Below are 17,339 nucleotides of genomic sequence, written 5' to 3'. Positions count from 1 at the left end.
TTGTACAAAAAGCTCCCCGCCACGTGCGCTCTGCACGGTGACGGGGAGCTTTTTTTAATTAATATGACAAAGGCTGTGTAACGCCTCTACACTTCCTTTTAATGTCCAATGTAATGTGAAACTTGATCAAGGGATTGCAGTGTGTGCTCCCCCTCCTTAAACGCGACTCTGATTGGAATTATACTCTTTTCTGGTAGTGCGAGCTGCTCCACCTATGATTATCCGTTTCAGACCGATAAGCAGGCTGTACAGAACATAACCGATCATTCCACCAAAGGTGTTCAACATAAGATCATCCACGTCGAATATGCCCATGCCCGTCAATAGCTGTGTCGCTTCAAAAGCAAAACTTAAGAGCAAGGAAAGTACGAGTACCTTGGCCCCTGACAACAGCTTGTTCCCCATCAGCACTGGAATGAAAATACCCAGTGGGATAAAGGCCATGACATTGCCCAGCAGATGTATTGCGGTACCCGGACGATGTAACGACAGGCTATGCCAGTCTCTTGAGATTTCCTGAAATGGCGTCAGGTTAACGGTTCGCGTATGAATCAGATCCGGCTGTTGCGCGATCGCCATAAGTTGAACCCTCACAATGTCCCAATCCACCGTATGCCCTTTGAATAATATCAGCTTGGTTAGCAGATAGAGATAGACGATCAATGCCGCGACCCATATCAACTTCATGTTGAACTCCTTTGGTTTCATATATGAACCTCCATGTATTTCTAGTTGTTTATTCCTCCACCGTCACGACAACTCCCTTCATGTTGTCTCCCGATATCTCATATTGACCATGCTCAGGTATATTAATGGTTTCATCTTTGGATGCATCGTAATAACGTATAAGATAGTGCTCGTCCCCGACTTCAGCGGAAATACTCTTTTTCTGCTGCAGCAGCTCCAAATATTGCTCCAGCACCAGATGATTATGATACATGATGGCGCTGTGCGGCAATCCCACATACCGGAAATGCCATGGTTCGAATTGGATGCCGGTGATGTCCACTTTATCCTTCGGATAACGCAAGATGAATCCGAATTTCCATGCATTCTTTTCCAGCCAGGCTCCTTCCGGCGCTTCACTCATAGCAGCCAGCGTAGAGCCGATATCCATGGACAAGCCCAGGTTATGTTCACTATGACCTGCGGGAAGCGCATAGTCCGATCCCTTTTCCTCATAAAGCTGTTCTTGCTTCGTAAAGTCCCGATAGCCACTGCTGATGATGAAATATCGTACGTCATCTTTCCCAGCAGCTTCAACCATCTTCTGGAATGCTTGCGCTACGTACTTTGACAACATAATGTTATTATCCAGCAATCCGTATCCACGGATCAGTTCTTGTTGTTCAGCCAGATTGACAATATCGGTTCTAATCCCCTCCGCATGAACAGGATACTCCGAATTGACCAGCAATAAATTCCCTTTATGTACTTGATTCTTCATATCCACGTTAATTATTTTGGTATATCCTGCACGAATTTCACCCGTATCCTGAACTTCCAGATTAGCCTCTTCCTTCTGCTCAAACAGTGCGGGTGACTTGGAAAAGATATATCCCAGTACAATGATACATATCAAAAATCCCCACTTTTTCATTCCATGCTCCTCCTTTACCTCGTAATTCAAGGATAGAGAAAACTAGTTAAAAAAAAGCAGGGCAATTCTAAAGTTTTTCTTAAATTCAGCCTTTTACTTCATTCTAATGCAGGCAATCGCACTTCAAATACGGTCCGTACGATATCACTTTGGGCCGAAATGGACCCATCATGCTGCTCCACAATATTTTTGGCGATAAACAGGCCCAGACCTGTTCCACCTTCCTGAGGTGTCCGCGCACGATCTCCGGTATAGTACATATCAAAAATATGAGGCAGATCATCCGGATGAATATGTCCCCCATAGTTCATGATCTGAATGATAACCTGTCCTGCATCACGGTGTCCGTTGATATCCACATAAAGACCATCTGTACCGTGTCGCGCTGCATTAATCAACAGGTTCTCAAACACGCGTGCAAGCACCTCACCATCGCCAGAAATGGTTAACTCGGAATCGATATGCAGTCGGGTGACCAGGCGGTTCTTTTCAAAAACAGGGTAGAGCTCTTCGTTCATCTGCCTTAGCAGTTCACTAAGATCAAGCCTCTTTTTCTCAATCGGCAACATGCCATAGTTCATTCGTGTAATCTCGAACAAATCATCGATCAGTTTCTCAAGACGTTGAGACTTGGTAAAAGCAATCGCTGTAAAGTGCCTGACCTGCTCCTCCGTCAGCTGATCATCCTTCATCAACAGATCCAGATAACCCAATACTGATGTTAAAGGGGTACGCAAATCATGCGCCAAGTTTACAACCAGCTGGTCCCTGCTGCTCTCCGCAAAATCTCCCCGTTCTACCGCCTCCCTCAGTTTAAGACTCGCCAGATTGATATCCTCTGCAATCGCGCCCAACTCGTCCTTCGTCGAAATTTGCACACGGTGCTGGAAATCACCACTCGCGAGTTGCCGGATACCTGTGGAAATATTTTTGAAGTAGGTAACATACGGCTTGGTAAACCAGAAGAAAAACAGGATCGCAAGCGGTATGAACAAGATGAGGAAAAAGTAAATATCCCCTATACTTCTCATAAAATGACGATATTCTGCTAACTGATCCTCCGCACGCACACCAGTGTAATAGTATTGCATCACTTTATATACCCCAAAGGTAATCGCGCCAGATGCCAGCATGCTTAAACCAAGCAACAGAATCATGGTCGTTCGAAAACTTCTGCGTTTATTCATTGAACGTGTACCCCACACCCCATATCGTTTTGATAAACTTGTTCTTGTCCACATCTTCGCCCAGCTTTTTGCGCAGGGTCCGAATATGAACCATCACGGTATTGCCGCTCTCATAATAAGCCTCTCCCCACACTTGTTCAAAGATGCTTTCCGCACTGAACACCTGTTTGGGATGACTTGCGAGCAGATACAGGATGTCAAACTCCTTCGGTGTTAACTCTACTGGCTTGCCGTATAGGGTAACGCTATGTTGATCTGGCGAGATAATGAGCCCGCCTTTCTCCAGAATGGAGCGCTGGACCGGTACAGACTGGCTAAATTGAAGGGAACGGCGCAGTTGGGAATTGACCCGGGCGACCAGTTCCATCGGGTTAAATGGTTTTGTCATGTAATCGTCCGCGCCCATCACGAGCCCGGTGATTTTATCCATATCCGAGGTTTTGGCACTCAGAAAAATGATAGGCAGGTGATACTGCTCCCGAATTTTGCGGGTCACCTCATATCCGTCCATACCCGGCATCATAATATCCAAAATGGCCAAATCTATTGCTTGTGTCTGAACGGCTTGAACCGCCGCTTTCCCATCGAATGCCTTGATGATGTGATATCCTTCTTTTTGCAAGTGCAATGCAACCAGATCAGCGATCTCAACTTCATCATCTGCGATCAAAATCGTAATACGCTTCATTGCTTATTCCACTCCTATATGTGATGCTCAACAATATAACATATCTGAATCCAACTTATAAATGATTGAAGGGAATCCAATATATGAAACTGGACCGTTTATTAGCCATTGTTGTGCTGTTAATCAATCGTGGCCGGGTGCAGGCCAAGGATCTGGCGGATACGTTTGAAGTATCCATCCGCACCATCTACAGGGATATAGACACCCTGGGTCAGGCGGGTATTCCTGTCGTCACCTATCAGGGTGCAAGCGGTGGTATTGGCCTGGCAGAGGGCTATCGTCTTGACCGAAATGTACTGACCGACAAGGATCTGGCCTCCATTGTCACTGCGCTGCGCAGTGTCTCCACCTCCCATACGAATGTAGCACGGGATCTGTTGATGGAGAAACTCAGCAGCATCGTACCTGAAGCCAAAAATGAGGACTTCCAGGCCAATACCAGCCGCTTCATTGTGGATTATTCGATGTGGACGCATCCCGAAGAGCTGCAAATCAAACTTCAGCTTATTGAACAGGGCATGGATCAACTACGGCCCATTACATTTACCTATTGTAGTGCAGAAGGTACTCAAACTCATAGAACGACCGACCCGCATACTCTTGTGCTCAAAAAGCATTCCTGGTACCTCTATGCGTTCTGTCACGAACGAAACGATTTCCGCATGTTCAAGCTGGTCCGCATGCGAGATGTCGTCCTTGCCCAAGGAAGCTTCGAACGCAAGCCGATCAACCTGCAGGACAGGCCCTGGCAGCAAGAGTGGGCAACTCCGGATAATAAAGTGGCCCTGAGCCTGAGATTCCATGCTCGTATCCGTCACATCGCAGAGGAATGGTTTGGCATAGAGAACGTCGTTTCGGATGGTGAGGGGTATTATATCAGCCAAGTCGCATTCCCGGAGGACAACTGGTTGTATGGGTTCATTCTTGGATTTGGCGCGGATGTTGAAGTGCTGGAGCCTCTACATATTCGGGAAGAGATTCATAGAATTGCTGAACAAATTGTGCAAAATTATAAAGCTCCGCCCCTAACCTGACAGACAGGTGTCCAGTTCCTCCCGTTATACTTCTACTATATTCAAGCTGTACATAACGAGGAGGAATTGCTGATGAACGTCACAGTATGCCAGAGCTGCGGAATGCCACTTACTACCCCTGCTCAATTCGGAACAGAAACGGATGGTACTACAACCCGCGAATACTGTATCTATTGTTATAAAGAAGGCCAGTTCGAGCAGCCCGATATTACGCTGGAGGGCATGATTGAAATGTGCACCGCCATCTTGAATCAGGAAGGTATGGACGAGGAATCAGCAAGGGCAATGCTGCGCAACCAACTTCCTTTTTTGAAAAGATGGAATGCATCCGGCTCAGAACGGAACGTGGCATTTGGGGTAGAACATTCGGATGAGTCCGTTGAATTTAATCAAGGAACTCACGACAATCGGCTTTCCACAGAGCCCATTCGGTATGTCACGCTGCCAGGGAAGCGCCTTGCAGGTGTGTCCGCCAGAACAACCAATGCCATTGAGATGAGTGGCAAAGGCTGTATTCAGGGACTCTGGAACAGCTACTTCGCCTCAGATCATCAGCCTGCCCCTGAAGCCGCCCGCTTTGGCTGTTACGCTGATTATACAGATGGTATAAATGGAGAATACACCATATTGGTGGGTCATGAGGTGGGTCCGGATGAAGCGTTGCCTGAGGGAGTGAGTTCCGTTGAGCTGCCACCTGCAACATATGCGGTGTTCACCTCTAGAAAGGGCCCGATGGCCGAGGTCGTAGGTGAGGCCTGGGGTGCGGTGTGGGCCTGGAACAATCAGGGGGAACGTACGTTTACCGGGGACTTCGAATTATATGATGAACGAAGTCTGGATCCTGAGAATGTACAAGTAGATCTATATATCGCTGTTCGGCAGGAAAAATAAGAAAAAAGTGATTATGATCATTTCTTAATTCCAATTGCACCGTTTCGATCTATATCTTGCCAATCGAATACCGCTCGCGGGATTTACGCAAAATGATGTGAGGCTGTCAGGTTTTCCTGGCGGCTTTTTGGCATTCCGCCTTTGTCTGTCCGTTCAAAATTGCTCTAATATGCACCCGACAACCGACCATGGTACCAAGTTAGCTAGCTTGCGTCGTACCTATACAACCAGACAATATGTCTTAATTTCGACACAATTGGCATTCCCAAAACTGGGTCTATTCACTTAACGACCGCTTCTATCCTCCCATACAAAACCTCACATATGCGGTCCTTTCCTCCTGAATTTACTTAAAAACGTTTACATCTCCTGAATACGGGGTAAAATCACTACAATCCAATTGGAATTACACCTTAAATTGCCTGTTTCGTCTAACAAGTCACATATACCTATTTGCGTAACAGAGACGATAACCCGTCGGAATACATAACCTATTAATAATCACATATGCATATTCGAAAATGCATTAAAGGAGGAACCAAGATGATCCGCATGCCTATTCAGCAAATGATCCCGTACCACCACCAATACCCGCGCAACACGGCGACCACTGCTCCCAAAAAGGAGAATGAGAACACTCAGGGTCTATCCTTTCATGAAATTTTGCAACAAAAAATGGCTAAAAAGAATGCTGCGCCTTCTATGCGATAAATGAAATGATGAGCGAAATTAGAATTGCTTACGTGGTTTGCACCGTTCCTCTGCGAAGTTGTGGATGAACGGTTATTCGCGTTTTCATGATAAATGTTGCTACCTCAATTATTTTAAATATGTACAGTCTATTGTCACAATCTCTATAATGGGTTAAAAATCTTCGAACTTATATGAGACATAATCCATTTCAGGGGGATAGTATGATGATGACCATTGGCTGTTTTCACGCTCACTATTCTAATATTGCACTAACTGAAGAAGCACTCGCTCCTTATGAGGTTGAACTTGTACATTATGTCGATCCGGGTCTGGATCGCCTCAAACATGATGATGATTTCAGCGAAGCAGTTACGCATGAGAAAGTATCACAGACGCTGCAATGGATCGCCCACTGTCATGCAGATGCCATCCTCGTCACCTGTACCCTGTTTGCAGCCGTACTTGAGCAGGAGGCACAGCATGTTCCCGTGCCCGTGATTGGAATTGATGATCCATTACTTCAGGAAATACAGCAGAATCCTGGCGAGTATATCCTAGCGTTTACCAACCCCGCAACGATTGAAGGAACGATGGCGCGGGTGAATCTGGCTTTGCAGCAAGATGATAAGGATGAGCAGCGAAACGGGATCGAAGCAGTATTGATCCCGGGCACATTCGAGTTAATTATGCGAGGCGATAAGGAAAGTTATCTTGCAGCAGTGAGCACCGGATTACAGCAACTTGCTGAGCAGTATCCAGATAGCACTGTCGTAGCCGCTCAACTGTCGATGGCTCCCGCAGCAGCACGGGTCACATCAGATACAGGCATGGCGATCTATAGCCCGCTGGCATCGCTAGCGGCTTATTTGGAGAAGAAGTTGAGCTTGAAGCGGTGTTGAGTGTTGAACTCATGAAGCAAAATAAAAAGACTCTCGAATGAGAGACTTTCGAATGGTATAATTATTTTGTACAGCCAATTTGTGGTGGGAAATAGGTTGCCTCCGGTGGGAGGTGATCCTATGAACTTCTCTTTCAACGACGTAATCGTGTTCGCAATGTTAATTATTGCGCTCCTGACATACATCGACCGTAAAAAGAAGTGACCCGCCACAGGTTGACGGCCTGACGGGTCACTTCGTCTGAATTATGCTGCACTCGGAGGAATACCTACCGCAAATGCTGTGCAGGAGTAGCCATTGGCCTGGCTACTCTTATTTGTTTTTACTTATATTCATTTTATTAAACATCTGCGAGACAATCAACCTACAACTGATAAAATATGTTGTGTCGTTATCCTTGTCCTTCGAAGTTAAGTGTGCGCACCGCATACCAAGTAAGAGGCCGTTCCTCTCCCAATCACGGAGAGGAACGGCTTTTCACCATGTCAGGCCGCCCAGATTGCGCTGTAACGACGCCTAAGAGCGAGTCCGGTATTCCTCAGCCTTTTCCTGCATGCCCGCAGCCACGGCCTCATTTTCGGACAAACCTTTGTCTGCGGCAAAGGTACGAATATCCTGCGTAATGCGCATGCTGCAAAATTTCGGACCGCACATGGAGCAGAAATGGGCTTCCTTAGCCCCTTCTGCCGGCAACGTCTCATCATGGTAGGACAGCGCACGTTCCGGGTCCAGTGACAGGTTGAACTGATCCCTCCAGCGGAACTCAAACCGTGCCTTGGACAGCGCATCGTCCCGCCGCTGGGCACGTGGGTGACCTTTCGCCAGATCAGCGGCATGAGCAGCGATCTTGTAGGCGATAACGCCTTCCCGCACATCATCCTTATTGGGCAGGCCCAGATGTTCTTTTGGCGTAACATAACAGAGCATCGACGTGCCGAACCAGCCGATCATCGCCGCCCCAATCGCCGAGGTAATATGGTCATATCCTGGGGCGATATCGGTCGTCAGCGGCCCCAGCGTATAGAACGGCGCCTCCTTGCAAATCTCCATTTGCAGATCGACATTCTCCTTGATCTTGTGCATCGGCACATGTCCCGGACCTTCAATCATCACCTGCACATCATGCTTCCAGGCGATTTGTGTTAGTTCACCAAGCGTAGCCAGTTCCGCCATCTGGGCTTCATCATTAGCATCGTAGATGCTTCCTGGACGCAGTCCGTCTCCGAGTGAGAACGCCACGTCATACCTTTTCATAATCTCGCAGATTTCTTCAAAATGGGTATACAAAAAATTCTCCTGATGATGCGCAAGGCACCATGCTGCCATGATGGACCCGCCCCGTGACACAATGCCCGTCATACGTTTGGCGGTCAGCGGAATATATCGCAGCAGCACACCTGCATGGATCGTAAAATAGTCCACACCCTGCTCTGCCTGTTCTATGAGCGTGTCACGATACAACTCCCATGTCAGTGCTTCTGCTTCGCCATTGACCTTCTCCAGCGCCTGATAGAGCGGTACTGTTCCAATCGGTACAGGTGAATTGCGGATGATCCATTCGCGGGTCGTATGAATGTCCTTGCCTGTGGAAAGATCCATCACCGTATCCGATCCCCAGCGTACGGCCCAAGTCATCTTCTCCACCTCCTCCTCGATGGAGGAGGATACCGCAGAGTTTCCGATGTTCGCATTGATCTTCACATGAAAATGACGCCCGATCAGCATCGGCTCACTCTCTGGGTGATTAATATTCGACGGCAGGATGGCCCTTCCACTCGCTAGCTCCTGCCGCACAAACTCTGGCTCCACACCCTCACGAATAGCGGCGAACTCCATCTCCGGCGTGATCATTCCCTGCCGTGCATAATGCATCTGAGTCACACTGCGCCCTGCCTGTCCACGTAATGGTTTAGCACGCAAGCCCGGATACTTCTCGGCTCCAGTTCGCTTCCCTCCTGGTTTCAATCCGTTATCCTCCGGTTTGACCGTTCTTCCCTGGTAGGCTTCAACATCTTCACGCTCCGTAATCCAGCGGGTGCGCAGCGCTGGCAGCCCTGCCCGGATATCGGCATGAAATCCAGGATCGGTCATTGGTCCGCTCGTATCGTAAACACGCAGCGGTTCGTTATGCTCCACTCCTTGGGGAGTATTGGTGTCATGAAGGGCAATTTCGCGCTCCGGTACAGCAATGTCCGGTCGTGAGCCATGAATGTATACTTTGCGGCTGCCCGGGAAGGGCTGAACCCGTCCTGCCGTACCTTTTTCCTTTGCCAACTGCTGATCCTGCTTGTCCTGTCCCATCGTTCGGTTTCCTGTACTCATCGCTCTTGTCTCCTCCTCATTGATGTTTGCCTGGATTGAAATGCTTGCTCACGGCTCCAAACCATCCACAACATAGAAAAAGGAAGAGCGACCATACCACACAAAATAGGGACATACACTTCAATTAATACAGACAGTCGAAGCAGAAGGCTTACACCCAATGCTCGCCAATGGCACCCAGCCCTTTATCCAAAAGCAGATCTGACACCAGCTTCCGCCTGTTTACTGTATAAAAAAAGCCGGTTCCCAAGGGAACCGGCTTATGTCCATCACCAATAACACACCTCACTCAGGCTCCATAACGGAGTCCATCCATAGGTCACATTATATGGTGTTCGTGGTCGTATCGCCGATTACTTCCCTACGCTGGTATGATCCAGATCAGGTGCAAAGGGTCCAGAATCTCATGCGATTCCGTCTCAGTCCGGACAATTCGGACTCCCCCAGTAACGTTAACAAGTTGCAGCATCTCAGCCGCAGATTATTCAATTATGCTGACCCCGTTGGGCCGTCCATTACAGAGTAGCGCAACCGGATCATAAAAACAACCTTTAATTTCCAGAGCATAAAATCAGGATAACATCAGTCCCATCTGTGTAGCTGCTTCCTTCAGCACAGGTGCGTATTCATGCAACGTCTCCTGCGAAAGGCGACTAACAGGCCCGGATACCGACAGAGCAGCAGCAATGTTGCCTTTCCGATCCATGATGGGTACAGATACAGCCGCGGCTCCCGGTTCACGCTCCTCATAACTTGTTGCGTAGCCGTATTCCAGAATGTCTTTCATCTGGGCCAAATATACTTTGGGATCGATAAATACGGGCCATTCCGGTCCATTCATCAGATCTTCGCGGTCCTCTTCGGTGGCAAAAGCCATCAGCACTTTACTGGATGCTCCCACAGATAACGGAAGTCTGACGCCCACCGGAGCTACACGACGAATCGCCTGATCACTCTGTACGGCTTGAATTCGAATCCGCTCACTGCCATCACGCAGATATAAACTCACGGTTTCGCCCAGTCGATCTCTCAGCCGCTCCATCGCAGGAAGGAGCAAAATGGCAGGATCATCGCTGCGAGACATATGGGCAGACAGTTCCCAGATACGTATGCCGAGTCGATACTTCTCGGTTGCTGCATCCCGGATCACAAACCCCTTGTCCTCCAAAGTAGCCATCAGACGATGGACTGTACTTTTGTGCAGACCGATCTGGCTCGCAATTTCCGTGAGCCCCAGATCACTGCGGGTTGTAAAACACAATAATATATCCAGCGCCCGTTCTACAGCCCGGACGGTTAACTTTCGGTCTTCCATGGCAAGTTGCCCTCCTCATGTTTCATCACATGAAACTTGGTTACATAAATTATATGAGAAACGGTCTCATCTGTAAACCAAAAAGCGCCATTTGGAATAGGGATATTTGTAAATATTTTCTTTTTATAAATTAGAATCCCCTGCAATTTGCACCCTAAGGAAATGTTACCCATATATCTTCAAAACTATATAACAATTGCGTAACAAATGGCCTCAATCAATTGACTTTGACTATATTGGAACATACGATAAAGATATATTAAATTAAGATTTTGCTTCATATGTAGTCAGAAAAATCATTTATCCGCTCTGTTCGTCTCGTTGTTATCTTCATTTGATTTTTAAAGGAGGGGCAATCATGTATCCGACATCCCAGAGCGAAGCCCCGCTGCAAACGAAAGTGTCAGATCTGCCTTCTTCGTTATCACCGAGGCTGATCCGGTTCAAACATATTGTCGTGGCGTTGTTGCTCTCCGTTGTATTTTTTCTGCTCTTTTGTTTCATTGCACTACACGGTTATATTGCTTGGGTATTATCCAATCCAACTGTAGCGCCTGTATTCTCCAATCCCATGCAGGCGAAGAACATGAAGTATCAAGACATCACGTTCCCGGCAGCAGACGGCAGTCGAACGATGCAGGGTTGGTATATTCCGGCTGATGATAATGCAAACAAAACCATCATATTCAGCCATGGATATGGTGCGAATCGTGAAGAGACCTGGGTACCGATGTATGATCTGGCCCATTATGCTCACCAACTTGGCTTCAATGTGGTGATGTTCGATTACGGTTTCGCTTCACAGGTGAACAAAGCTGTCGCCACAGGTGGCAAAGCCGAGTCCCAACAGCTGCTTGGTGCTATCCAGTTTGCGAAGCAGCGTGGAGCTCAGGAGCTTGTCGTATGGGGGTTCTCCATGGGTGCAGGTACAGCCCTGCAGACTGGGCTAATTACCAAAGATGTGGATGCTATGATTCTGGACAGCACGTTCCTGCTTGAGCCGGATACGCTGTATCACAACATCCATAATCAGATTGATCTTCCGCGGCAGCCTACGCTGGAGATTATGAACCTGCTGTTCCCGATTCTGAACGGGACCGGATTGCAGCAAATTCCGTATCAAGAAGTGAAAAAAGAAGATTATCCTTTCCCGATTTTCTTCATCCATGGTACCGAGGATGAGAAAGCTCCTTACCCGATTGCGGAGCTGCTTGCCGGTAACCAAACCAATCCGAATTCCGATGAATGGATTGTGGACGGTGCGCATCATGAGCTGATCTTCCGGGAGCATCCGAAGGAATATCTGCGCCGTGTCTCCACATTCCTGAGTCATGTGACCAAGACGAGCAGCGATGATGTGGAAAATACGAATAACGGAGAATCGTGAAAATCCGGTAATTCAAGAGCCCCTAGGGGCTCTTTTTTTTGTGTATACATAGGACAACATGCCTGAAGAATATACTTTTGGGATGTAATTAAAGACAGCTCTACCTTGTACAATACAAAATTGAGCGAACCGGGGAAGCAATTCGTTTCTGCTACTGGATCTGAATTCAAATTCATCTGAACGGAGGTATACCGCTTATGAATTGGTATGGATATGGGCATCTGCTGCCTCTGCGGGTACTCGAAGAAGTCCGTTTCTGGAAAGAGCAAGAGAAGGAACATACGATTGTCATTCGTGCCTTGGTTCCTGATCTTGAACCCTCATATGTCAAATGGCTTGCGGAATGGGAAGCGATTTTTGAGAATAGCGAACGAGTCGCGAATCAGCTGTTGAAGCAAATACTGCCGGGAACCCAACCGCCTGCTCCTTACATCATCCGCTGTATTGAACAGCTCGTGGCTGCGGCCTGCACACAATCGCGTGAGTTCATTAGACAGCTGTACGTCCTGCTGGAGCAAAGTACTGCTGTTCAGCAGGTGCCGATTGCCAAAGTGGTTATTCTGCATTTCATACGTGAATCGGAGTATTTCCTGGGGGTACTTGAAACGCTGAAACAATCTGGAGCTTTGCGAGATTTGGTGTCTGATCCATCTTTTTCACTGGACCATATTCTTCAAACCTCGGAACAACCGGCTGATCCCAACGTACACGTTGCTTCAACGCCCGTGTCTGAACAGCCCTATCGTGAAGCTGTAGAAGAATCGTCCAATGCTGCGGGAAAAATCAATAACTCCACTCCAGCGGTACAGGCACAATCTTCAGCGACTGCTGTAAAGACTCCCAATACAAATGCCGAGGGTACAACCAGCTCTTCAGCAGCGCCAGTCAAAGAGAAACCTGTACCTATTGGCGGACACACACTGCCACCCCTACCCTATGCCTACAATGCGCTGGAACCACATATCGACGAGATGACGATGCGTATACACCATGACAAACACCATCAATCCTACGTAGACGGACTGAACACCGCGGAGAAAAAGCTGGCAGAATCGCGGAAAAAGAATAATTTTGAACTCGTTAAACATTGGGAACGCGAACTCGCATTTAATGGTGCAGGTCACTACCTGCATACCATTTTCTGGACGATTATGAATCCCAAGGGTGGAGGCAAACCCTCCGGTATGCTCGCAGAGCAGATCAAGCGGGATTTCGGTAGCTATGAAGCGTTCAAGAATCAATTCACTGAAGCGGCCAACAAAGTGGAAGGCAGTGGCTGGTCCATGCTGGTCTGGAGCCCGCGGGCGCACAGATTGGAGATTTTACAGGCGGAGAAACATCAGAACCTGTCCCAGTCCGACATCGTGCCTCTCCTGCCACTTGATGTATGGGAACACGCCTACTATCTGAAACACCAGAATGAACGCAAAAAATATATCGAGGATTGGTGGAAGGTTGTGTACTGGCCAGCTGTGGCGGAACGTTACGAAACTGCGCGCAAGCTCTTATGGCCGCCTTATTAGTATTCTCGGGCTAAGCATAGCATCGGGGAGTACTCTGGAGCGCATTGAATCCATGGTTCAATAATTTGATGTAAAAAAAGAGATATCTCCAGCCAAATGACTGAAAGATATCTCTCTTTGAGTTTGAATACAACTATTTACTTGCGGATAGAAGCTGCCTCAATCGCTTCATAAGCCCAATGTGTGGCGGGTACATCCGACCACTGTCCTACCGCATTCGTTTCAGCTTGAAAACCGATCAGCTTATTCAGCATTGTAACAGCTTCAGCGCGGGTGATCGGCTGGCTTGGACGGAACGTGCCATCCTTGTATCCGGTAACTACACCCGCCGAACTTAATTGTTCTACTGCTTGTTGCGCCCAATGCTCGTTTACATCGGTAAATGCTGTCGGAGCAGTAGTCATCTGATCAGATGTTAATAACGGCTGTAACAGGACAGCTATTTCCGCGCGAGTAATCGCTTGATCCGGCTTGAAGCTGCCATCTGTATAGCCTTGAACATAACCGGATTGAGCTGCTGCTGAGATAGCCGCATCTGCCCAGTGACTGGATGTAACATCTGTAAATTCATGACTTCCCTCAAGAGTCGATGTTCCCAGAATACGCGTGATTAATGTTGCCATTTCCGCACGAGTTACATTACGCTCTGGCCGGAAACTGCCATCCGTGTACCCCTGAATATAAGGGTGTGCTTTCAATGTGTTGTCTGTCCAGTCTTTGACCTTAACAACGGAGAATGTACTGAATTTGTTGACTTCAATCTCGACGCCTTGCTGATGATCACCGTTTAGGGTAACCCGTTTGCCGTGTACAAGCTCCTTCGTTCCATCACTATGCTCAATATATACACCTAGCTCCTCAGACTTCACACTTGCAACCTGATTAGCATCTAAAGGCAATATGAGCGTAACAGGTCTGCTCTGTAGATTCGTTTCGATCGTCATTGGACGTCCAATGATCTGGATATCCGTTGTGCCTACGAATTGGATGATCGACTCATTCGCCTGTGCTCTCGTTTGGATCTCTGAACGTTGGGATTCCTTCTTCACCGGTACAAGACGGAAATAAATATCATCTGTGCGTCCGTTCAAGGAACTCGCCGGAATGATAATCTTCACATTAGGATTGGAAATAACCAGATTCACTCCTTGCTCAGCCAGCATTGCTGACGATTGTGGAGAAAGCTTCAGATCCCACTGTGATACTTCATCTTTTGCGTCTGGAATCAAGACAACCGCTGTACGGGAGCCTGTCTGTTTCAACTGGTCGATAATGGTTTGCGTTTTGCTCTGATCAAGAAAAAGTTCATCCTTAACCGTACCATCTGTTCCTCGAGTACGATTAATCTCCAAGGAAGCGATCGTTGAAGCTTGATCCCCATTCGCTACATCCACTTTGATTACTTCTTTCTGTGGAGCTTGTGGAGTTGTTGGCGTTACAGGAGTTGGAGTAATAACTCCCCCACCTCCCCCATTACCTGGCGTTTCTGGATTGGATGGAGTTATGTTAATCTTCACTGAATTAGATATTCCATATTCGGATACGCCATCTTCATATACAGCTCTAACCGCGAAAATATATTTTTCGCCTTCTCTAAGATTAGTAATTTCCCAACTACTATTCAAAATGTTAGAAGTAACAAGTACCCATTGTGAAGGGTCTACTGGTGCTGATGAACCTTTGTACATATAGACCGAAGCTAATCCGTTGATTGGATCCCAGGTTAACGTAACCTTTTTCTCACCTTTTGTTGCCACTACATGCTGTGGTACAGGAAAGTTCGGGTCTGGATCTGGATTAGATCCACCACCATTATTATTCTCCTCTTGCGGGATCACAACGTTAGATGCAACATAATCTGAATTTTCTTCATCGGAAGTATACGATCTAACTGCAAACACATAAGATTCACCATTCGTCAGCCCACCAATATGTCCATCGATGTAACTGTCCGTCACATTTGTCCACAGATCCGGATCCTTAGGTGCCTCCGTACCTTGGTACATATACACGCGATATTCTAATTCTGGTTCTTCAGTCCATTCAATGGCAGCCTGACCATCACCCGGTGTAGCCACTACGTTTTGTGGAAAAGGCGTTGAGTTTGCAGGAGTTTCATATCCCCGTTCTCCCATGTTCCAGAGCTGACCATTCGTATCTTCTACCGCCAGGAACACTCGGTACGAGGTGCTCTCTTCCAGTCCTGTGAACAAGAACGATCTTTCTTCATTAGCTTCTAGATCAACATAAGATAGATTAGCCAAGGCATGTAATTTAGTATCTTCATCCGACTGTCCCGCATTTTCTTCATCATACGTTCGATTGTCAAAATAAAATCTACCAGCTTCATTAAGCTTCACTATAACTTTAGATGTGGACTGAGTAATTGTTCCGTTTGTAGGATATGGATACAAATAATCTATTGTCCGATCAGGCAGTGGTGGAGTCGGTGCAGTCATAAGCTTGGATGAACGTAATATCGGATACCCATCGTTGATCCTGTTACGAGTTGTCCAAACTCCATCGAAATCCCATCCACTGAAATTAGATTGTTGTTTCATCTGTTCGGTAGTAAGACCCGTTGCATAATTAAAACCATTCTGCTGGTTCGTACTACTCTTGGCTAAATCATAGTAGTTATTAGTAAAGATAACTTGATTCTCTGGATCATTCAGATTACCAATGACTGACCCTATTGTCTGATCATCAACAGGTGATGATGAATTATCAGACATAACGTTTACAGATGCCGCCACATAATTATTAAGTACATTTATTTGAGAGGTGTTACTCGAGCGACGTACTTTATTCACTTCACCAATCAGTCCGCCAATGGCTTCAGCAGAAAAATCATTATTCCCTGTAGCATCAGATCTGACTGAACCAATCACATAGTTATCCGCAATAGTATGGCTAGACTCATAATTAAGCTGGCCAATCAAGCCGCCTACCTGGTAGTTACCCGTCACCTGTCCTGAAGCGTAGCTTTGTTGAATGAAGTTATCATTCGACTCTCCGATCAGTCCACCTATAGCCTCATAACCACTCACTATACCCTCAGCAGCATTTGCAATGATTGTACTCTTGTTACTTTCTCCAACAAGTCCCCCGAGTGAGTCGCGATCCTCACCTAAGGCGATCACTGCGACATTAGTACTATTATTTAGATATTCACTTTTGTCCGATAAACCTGAAATACCGCCAACTTTCATATTCCCTTGTATATTTCCACTGATTTGGACCCCTTCAATATGCGACTCTATGCTCCGTCCGGCAAGTCCGCCTACGATTACATTCCCTTTTATAGAAACATCGTTTAGTTTAAGATTTTTAACCTCAGCACCTTGTAAAACTGAGAACAGCCCCACATACTTCTGATTCTCATCCATCGTTTTCAAACCGGAGATCGAGTAACCATTCCCATCGAACCTGCCTGTAAAAGGCATAAGCTCATCTTCTATCATGTCAGCAATTGGAGTCCAAGATCCTCTGTTCAAAAACGTGCTCATGGCTGCTTCAGAAATATCATTCTTCAGCTTGTAATTACCGTTTAAGTCTTCTCTTACGCAATAGAGCTCTTCAGGCGTACTAATGAGCTTCCATTCAACATCATCAGAATCCGTTTCCGTTATTTCATAGCAACTCTTGGCCTGAACGACGCCTTGTTGAAACACAACTGGCAGCATACCGAAGACCATAAGGAACGATAATATCACGACCCCTATTCGTCTCAGGAGCCTGGCGCGCTTCTGGTGATCCTTTTTTCGCATGTTCGAATCTTCCCTTCTCTTTCTGTTGTA

At 47.0% G+C, this 17,339-nt stretch carries 12 protein-coding genes, 1 pseudogene and 1 riboswitch; of the genes and pseudogenes, 6 read left to right on the top strand and 7 right to left on the bottom strand.

Annotated elements, in window-relative coordinates; all coding sequences use genetic code 11:
* Positions 1-156: 156 nt before the first annotated feature.
* The 4 genes and pseudogenes from A6049_RS29770 to A6049_RS29755 all read right to left on the bottom strand — a co-directional run bounded on the left by A6049_RS29770 (position 157) and on the right by A6049_RS29755 (position 3,475).
* Entirely contained in the window at positions 157-708 is a 552-nt protein-coding gene (locus A6049_RS29770) for a VanZ family protein (protein ID WP_063568047.1), read from the bottom strand.
* 231 nt (positions 709-939) lie between these two features.
* Positions 940-1,267: pseudogene (locus A6049_RS34600) on the bottom strand (M15 family metallopeptidase); the annotation flags it as partial.
* A 431-nt stretch (positions 1,268-1,698) separates the two neighbouring features.
* Positions 1,699-2,787, bottom strand: coding sequence for a HAMP domain-containing sensor histidine kinase (locus A6049_RS29760; protein WP_063568045.1), 1,089 nt, complete (start codon positions 2,785-2,787; stop codon positions 1,699-1,701).
* A complete protein-coding gene (locus A6049_RS29755; RefSeq protein WP_063568044.1) occupies positions 2,780-3,475 on the bottom strand; it encodes a response regulator transcription factor in 696 nt (231 codons plus the stop codon). The genes A6049_RS29760 and A6049_RS29755 overlap by 8 nt, the downstream gene beginning before the upstream one ends.
* 83 nt (positions 3,476-3,558) lie before the next feature.
* Here A6049_RS29755 and A6049_RS29750 point away from each other — a divergent pair, with 83 nt between their 5' ends.
* From A6049_RS29750 to A6049_RS29740, 4 genes are all read left to right on the top strand, one after another.
* A complete protein-coding gene (locus A6049_RS29750) occupies positions 3,559-4,509 on the top strand; it encodes a helix-turn-helix transcriptional regulator (RefSeq protein WP_063568043.1) in 951 nt (316 codons plus the stop codon).
* Between the two features lie 72 nt (positions 4,510-4,581).
* Positions 4,582-5,400 carry a zinc ribbon domain-containing protein gene (locus A6049_RS29745; RefSeq protein WP_063568042.1) on the top strand — a complete coding sequence of 273 codons (819 nt, stop codon included), beginning with the start codon at positions 4,582-4,584 and terminating at the stop codon, positions 5,398-5,400.
* Between the two features lie 543 nt (positions 5,401-5,943).
* A complete protein-coding gene (locus A6049_RS33485; protein ID WP_161490662.1) occupies positions 5,944-6,111 on the top strand; it encodes a hypothetical protein in 168 nt (55 codons plus the stop codon).
* Between the two features lie 203 nt (positions 6,112-6,314).
* Complete coding sequence (locus tag A6049_RS29740; protein ID WP_063568041.1) at positions 6,315-6,992, top strand: aspartate/glutamate racemase family protein; 678 nt, start codon at positions 6,315-6,317, stop codon at positions 6,990-6,992.
* Between the two features lie 516 nt (positions 6,993-7,508).
* On the opposite strand, the gene thiC is transcribed toward A6049_RS29740, so the two are convergent.
* Positions 7,509-9,293, bottom strand: coding sequence for a phosphomethylpyrimidine synthase ThiC (thiC, locus tag A6049_RS29735; protein WP_063568058.1), 1,785 nt, complete (start codon positions 9,291-9,293; stop codon positions 7,509-7,511).
* 362 nt (positions 9,294-9,655) lie between these two features.
* A riboswitch (TPP riboswitch) is annotated at positions 9,656-9,769 on the bottom strand.
* Between the two features lie 116 nt (positions 9,770-9,885).
* Positions 9,886-10,629: an IclR family transcriptional regulator gene (locus tag A6049_RS29730; RefSeq protein ID WP_063568040.1), complete on the bottom strand. Its 744-nt coding sequence runs from the start codon at positions 10,627-10,629 to the stop codon at positions 9,886-9,888.
* Between the two features lie 358 nt (positions 10,630-10,987).
* Here A6049_RS29730 and A6049_RS29725 point away from each other — a divergent pair, with 358 nt between their 5' ends.
* Positions 10,988-12,016: an alpha/beta hydrolase gene (locus A6049_RS29725; protein WP_063568039.1), complete on the top strand. Its 1,029-nt coding sequence runs from the start codon at positions 10,988-10,990 to the stop codon at positions 12,014-12,016.
* A gap of 197 nt (positions 12,017-12,213) precedes the next feature.
* Positions 12,214-13,539: a Fe-Mn family superoxide dismutase gene (locus tag A6049_RS29720; RefSeq protein WP_063568038.1), complete on the top strand. Its 1,326-nt coding sequence runs from the start codon at positions 12,214-12,216 to the stop codon at positions 13,537-13,539.
* Positions 13,540-13,676: 137 nt separating this feature from the next.
* On the opposite strand, the gene A6049_RS29715 is transcribed toward A6049_RS29720, so the two are convergent.
* Positions 13,677-17,309 (bottom strand): S-layer homology domain-containing protein, encoded by a 3,633-nt coding sequence (locus A6049_RS29715; protein ID WP_095206258.1) that lies wholly within the window; start codon positions 17,307-17,309, stop codon positions 13,677-13,679.
* Positions 17,310-17,339 lie beyond the last annotated feature (30 nt).

This window comes from Paenibacillus sp. O199 (genome assembly GCF_001636635.1).
GTDB classification, from domain to species: domain Bacteria; phylum Bacillota; class Bacilli; order Paenibacillales; family Paenibacillaceae; genus Paenibacillus; species Paenibacillus marchantiae.
This window is presented reverse-complemented; position numbering and strand designations above follow the sequence as displayed.

What these genes read in the sequence shown, in the direction of transcription:
- A6049_RS29770 (WP_063568047.1), bottom strand. Translation starts at nt 708, where the DNA reads ATGAAACCAAAGGAGTTCAACATGAAGTTGATATGGGTCGCGGCATTG.
- A6049_RS29760 (WP_063568045.1), bottom strand. Translation starts at nt 2,787, where the DNA reads ATGAATAAACGCAGAAGTTTTCGAACGACCATGATTCTGTTGCTTGGT.
- A6049_RS29755 (WP_063568044.1), bottom strand. Translation starts at nt 3,475, where the DNA reads ATGAAGCGTATTACGATTTTGATCGCAGATGATGAAGTTGAGATCGCT.
- A6049_RS29750 (WP_063568043.1), top strand. Translation starts at nt 3,559, where the DNA reads ATGAAACTGGACCGTTTATTAGCCATTGTTGTGCTGTTAATCAATCGT.
- A6049_RS29745 (WP_063568042.1), top strand. Translation starts at nt 4,582, where the DNA reads ATGAACGTCACAGTATGCCAGAGCTGCGGAATGCCACTTACTACCCCT.
- A6049_RS33485 (WP_161490662.1), top strand. Translation starts at nt 5,944, where the DNA reads ATGATCCGCATGCCTATTCAGCAAATGATCCCGTACCACCACCAATAC.
- A6049_RS29740 (WP_063568041.1), top strand. Translation starts at nt 6,315, where the DNA reads ATGATGATGACCATTGGCTGTTTTCACGCTCACTATTCTAATATTGCA.
- thiC (WP_063568058.1), bottom strand. Translation starts at nt 9,293, where the DNA reads ATGGGACAGGACAAGCAGGATCAGCAGTTGGCAAAGGAAAAAGGTACG.
- A6049_RS29730 (WP_063568040.1), bottom strand. Translation starts at nt 10,629, where the DNA reads ATGGAAGACCGAAAGTTAACCGTCCGGGCTGTAGAACGGGCGCTGGAT.
- A6049_RS29725 (WP_063568039.1), top strand. Translation starts at nt 10,988, where the DNA reads ATGTATCCGACATCCCAGAGCGAAGCCCCGCTGCAAACGAAAGTGTCA.
- A6049_RS29720 (WP_063568038.1), top strand. Translation starts at nt 12,214, where the DNA reads ATGAATTGGTATGGATATGGGCATCTGCTGCCTCTGCGGGTACTCGAA.
- A6049_RS29715 (WP_095206258.1), bottom strand. Translation starts at nt 17,309, where the DNA reads ATGCGAAAAAAGGATCACCAGAAGCGCGCCAGGCTCCTGAGACGAATA.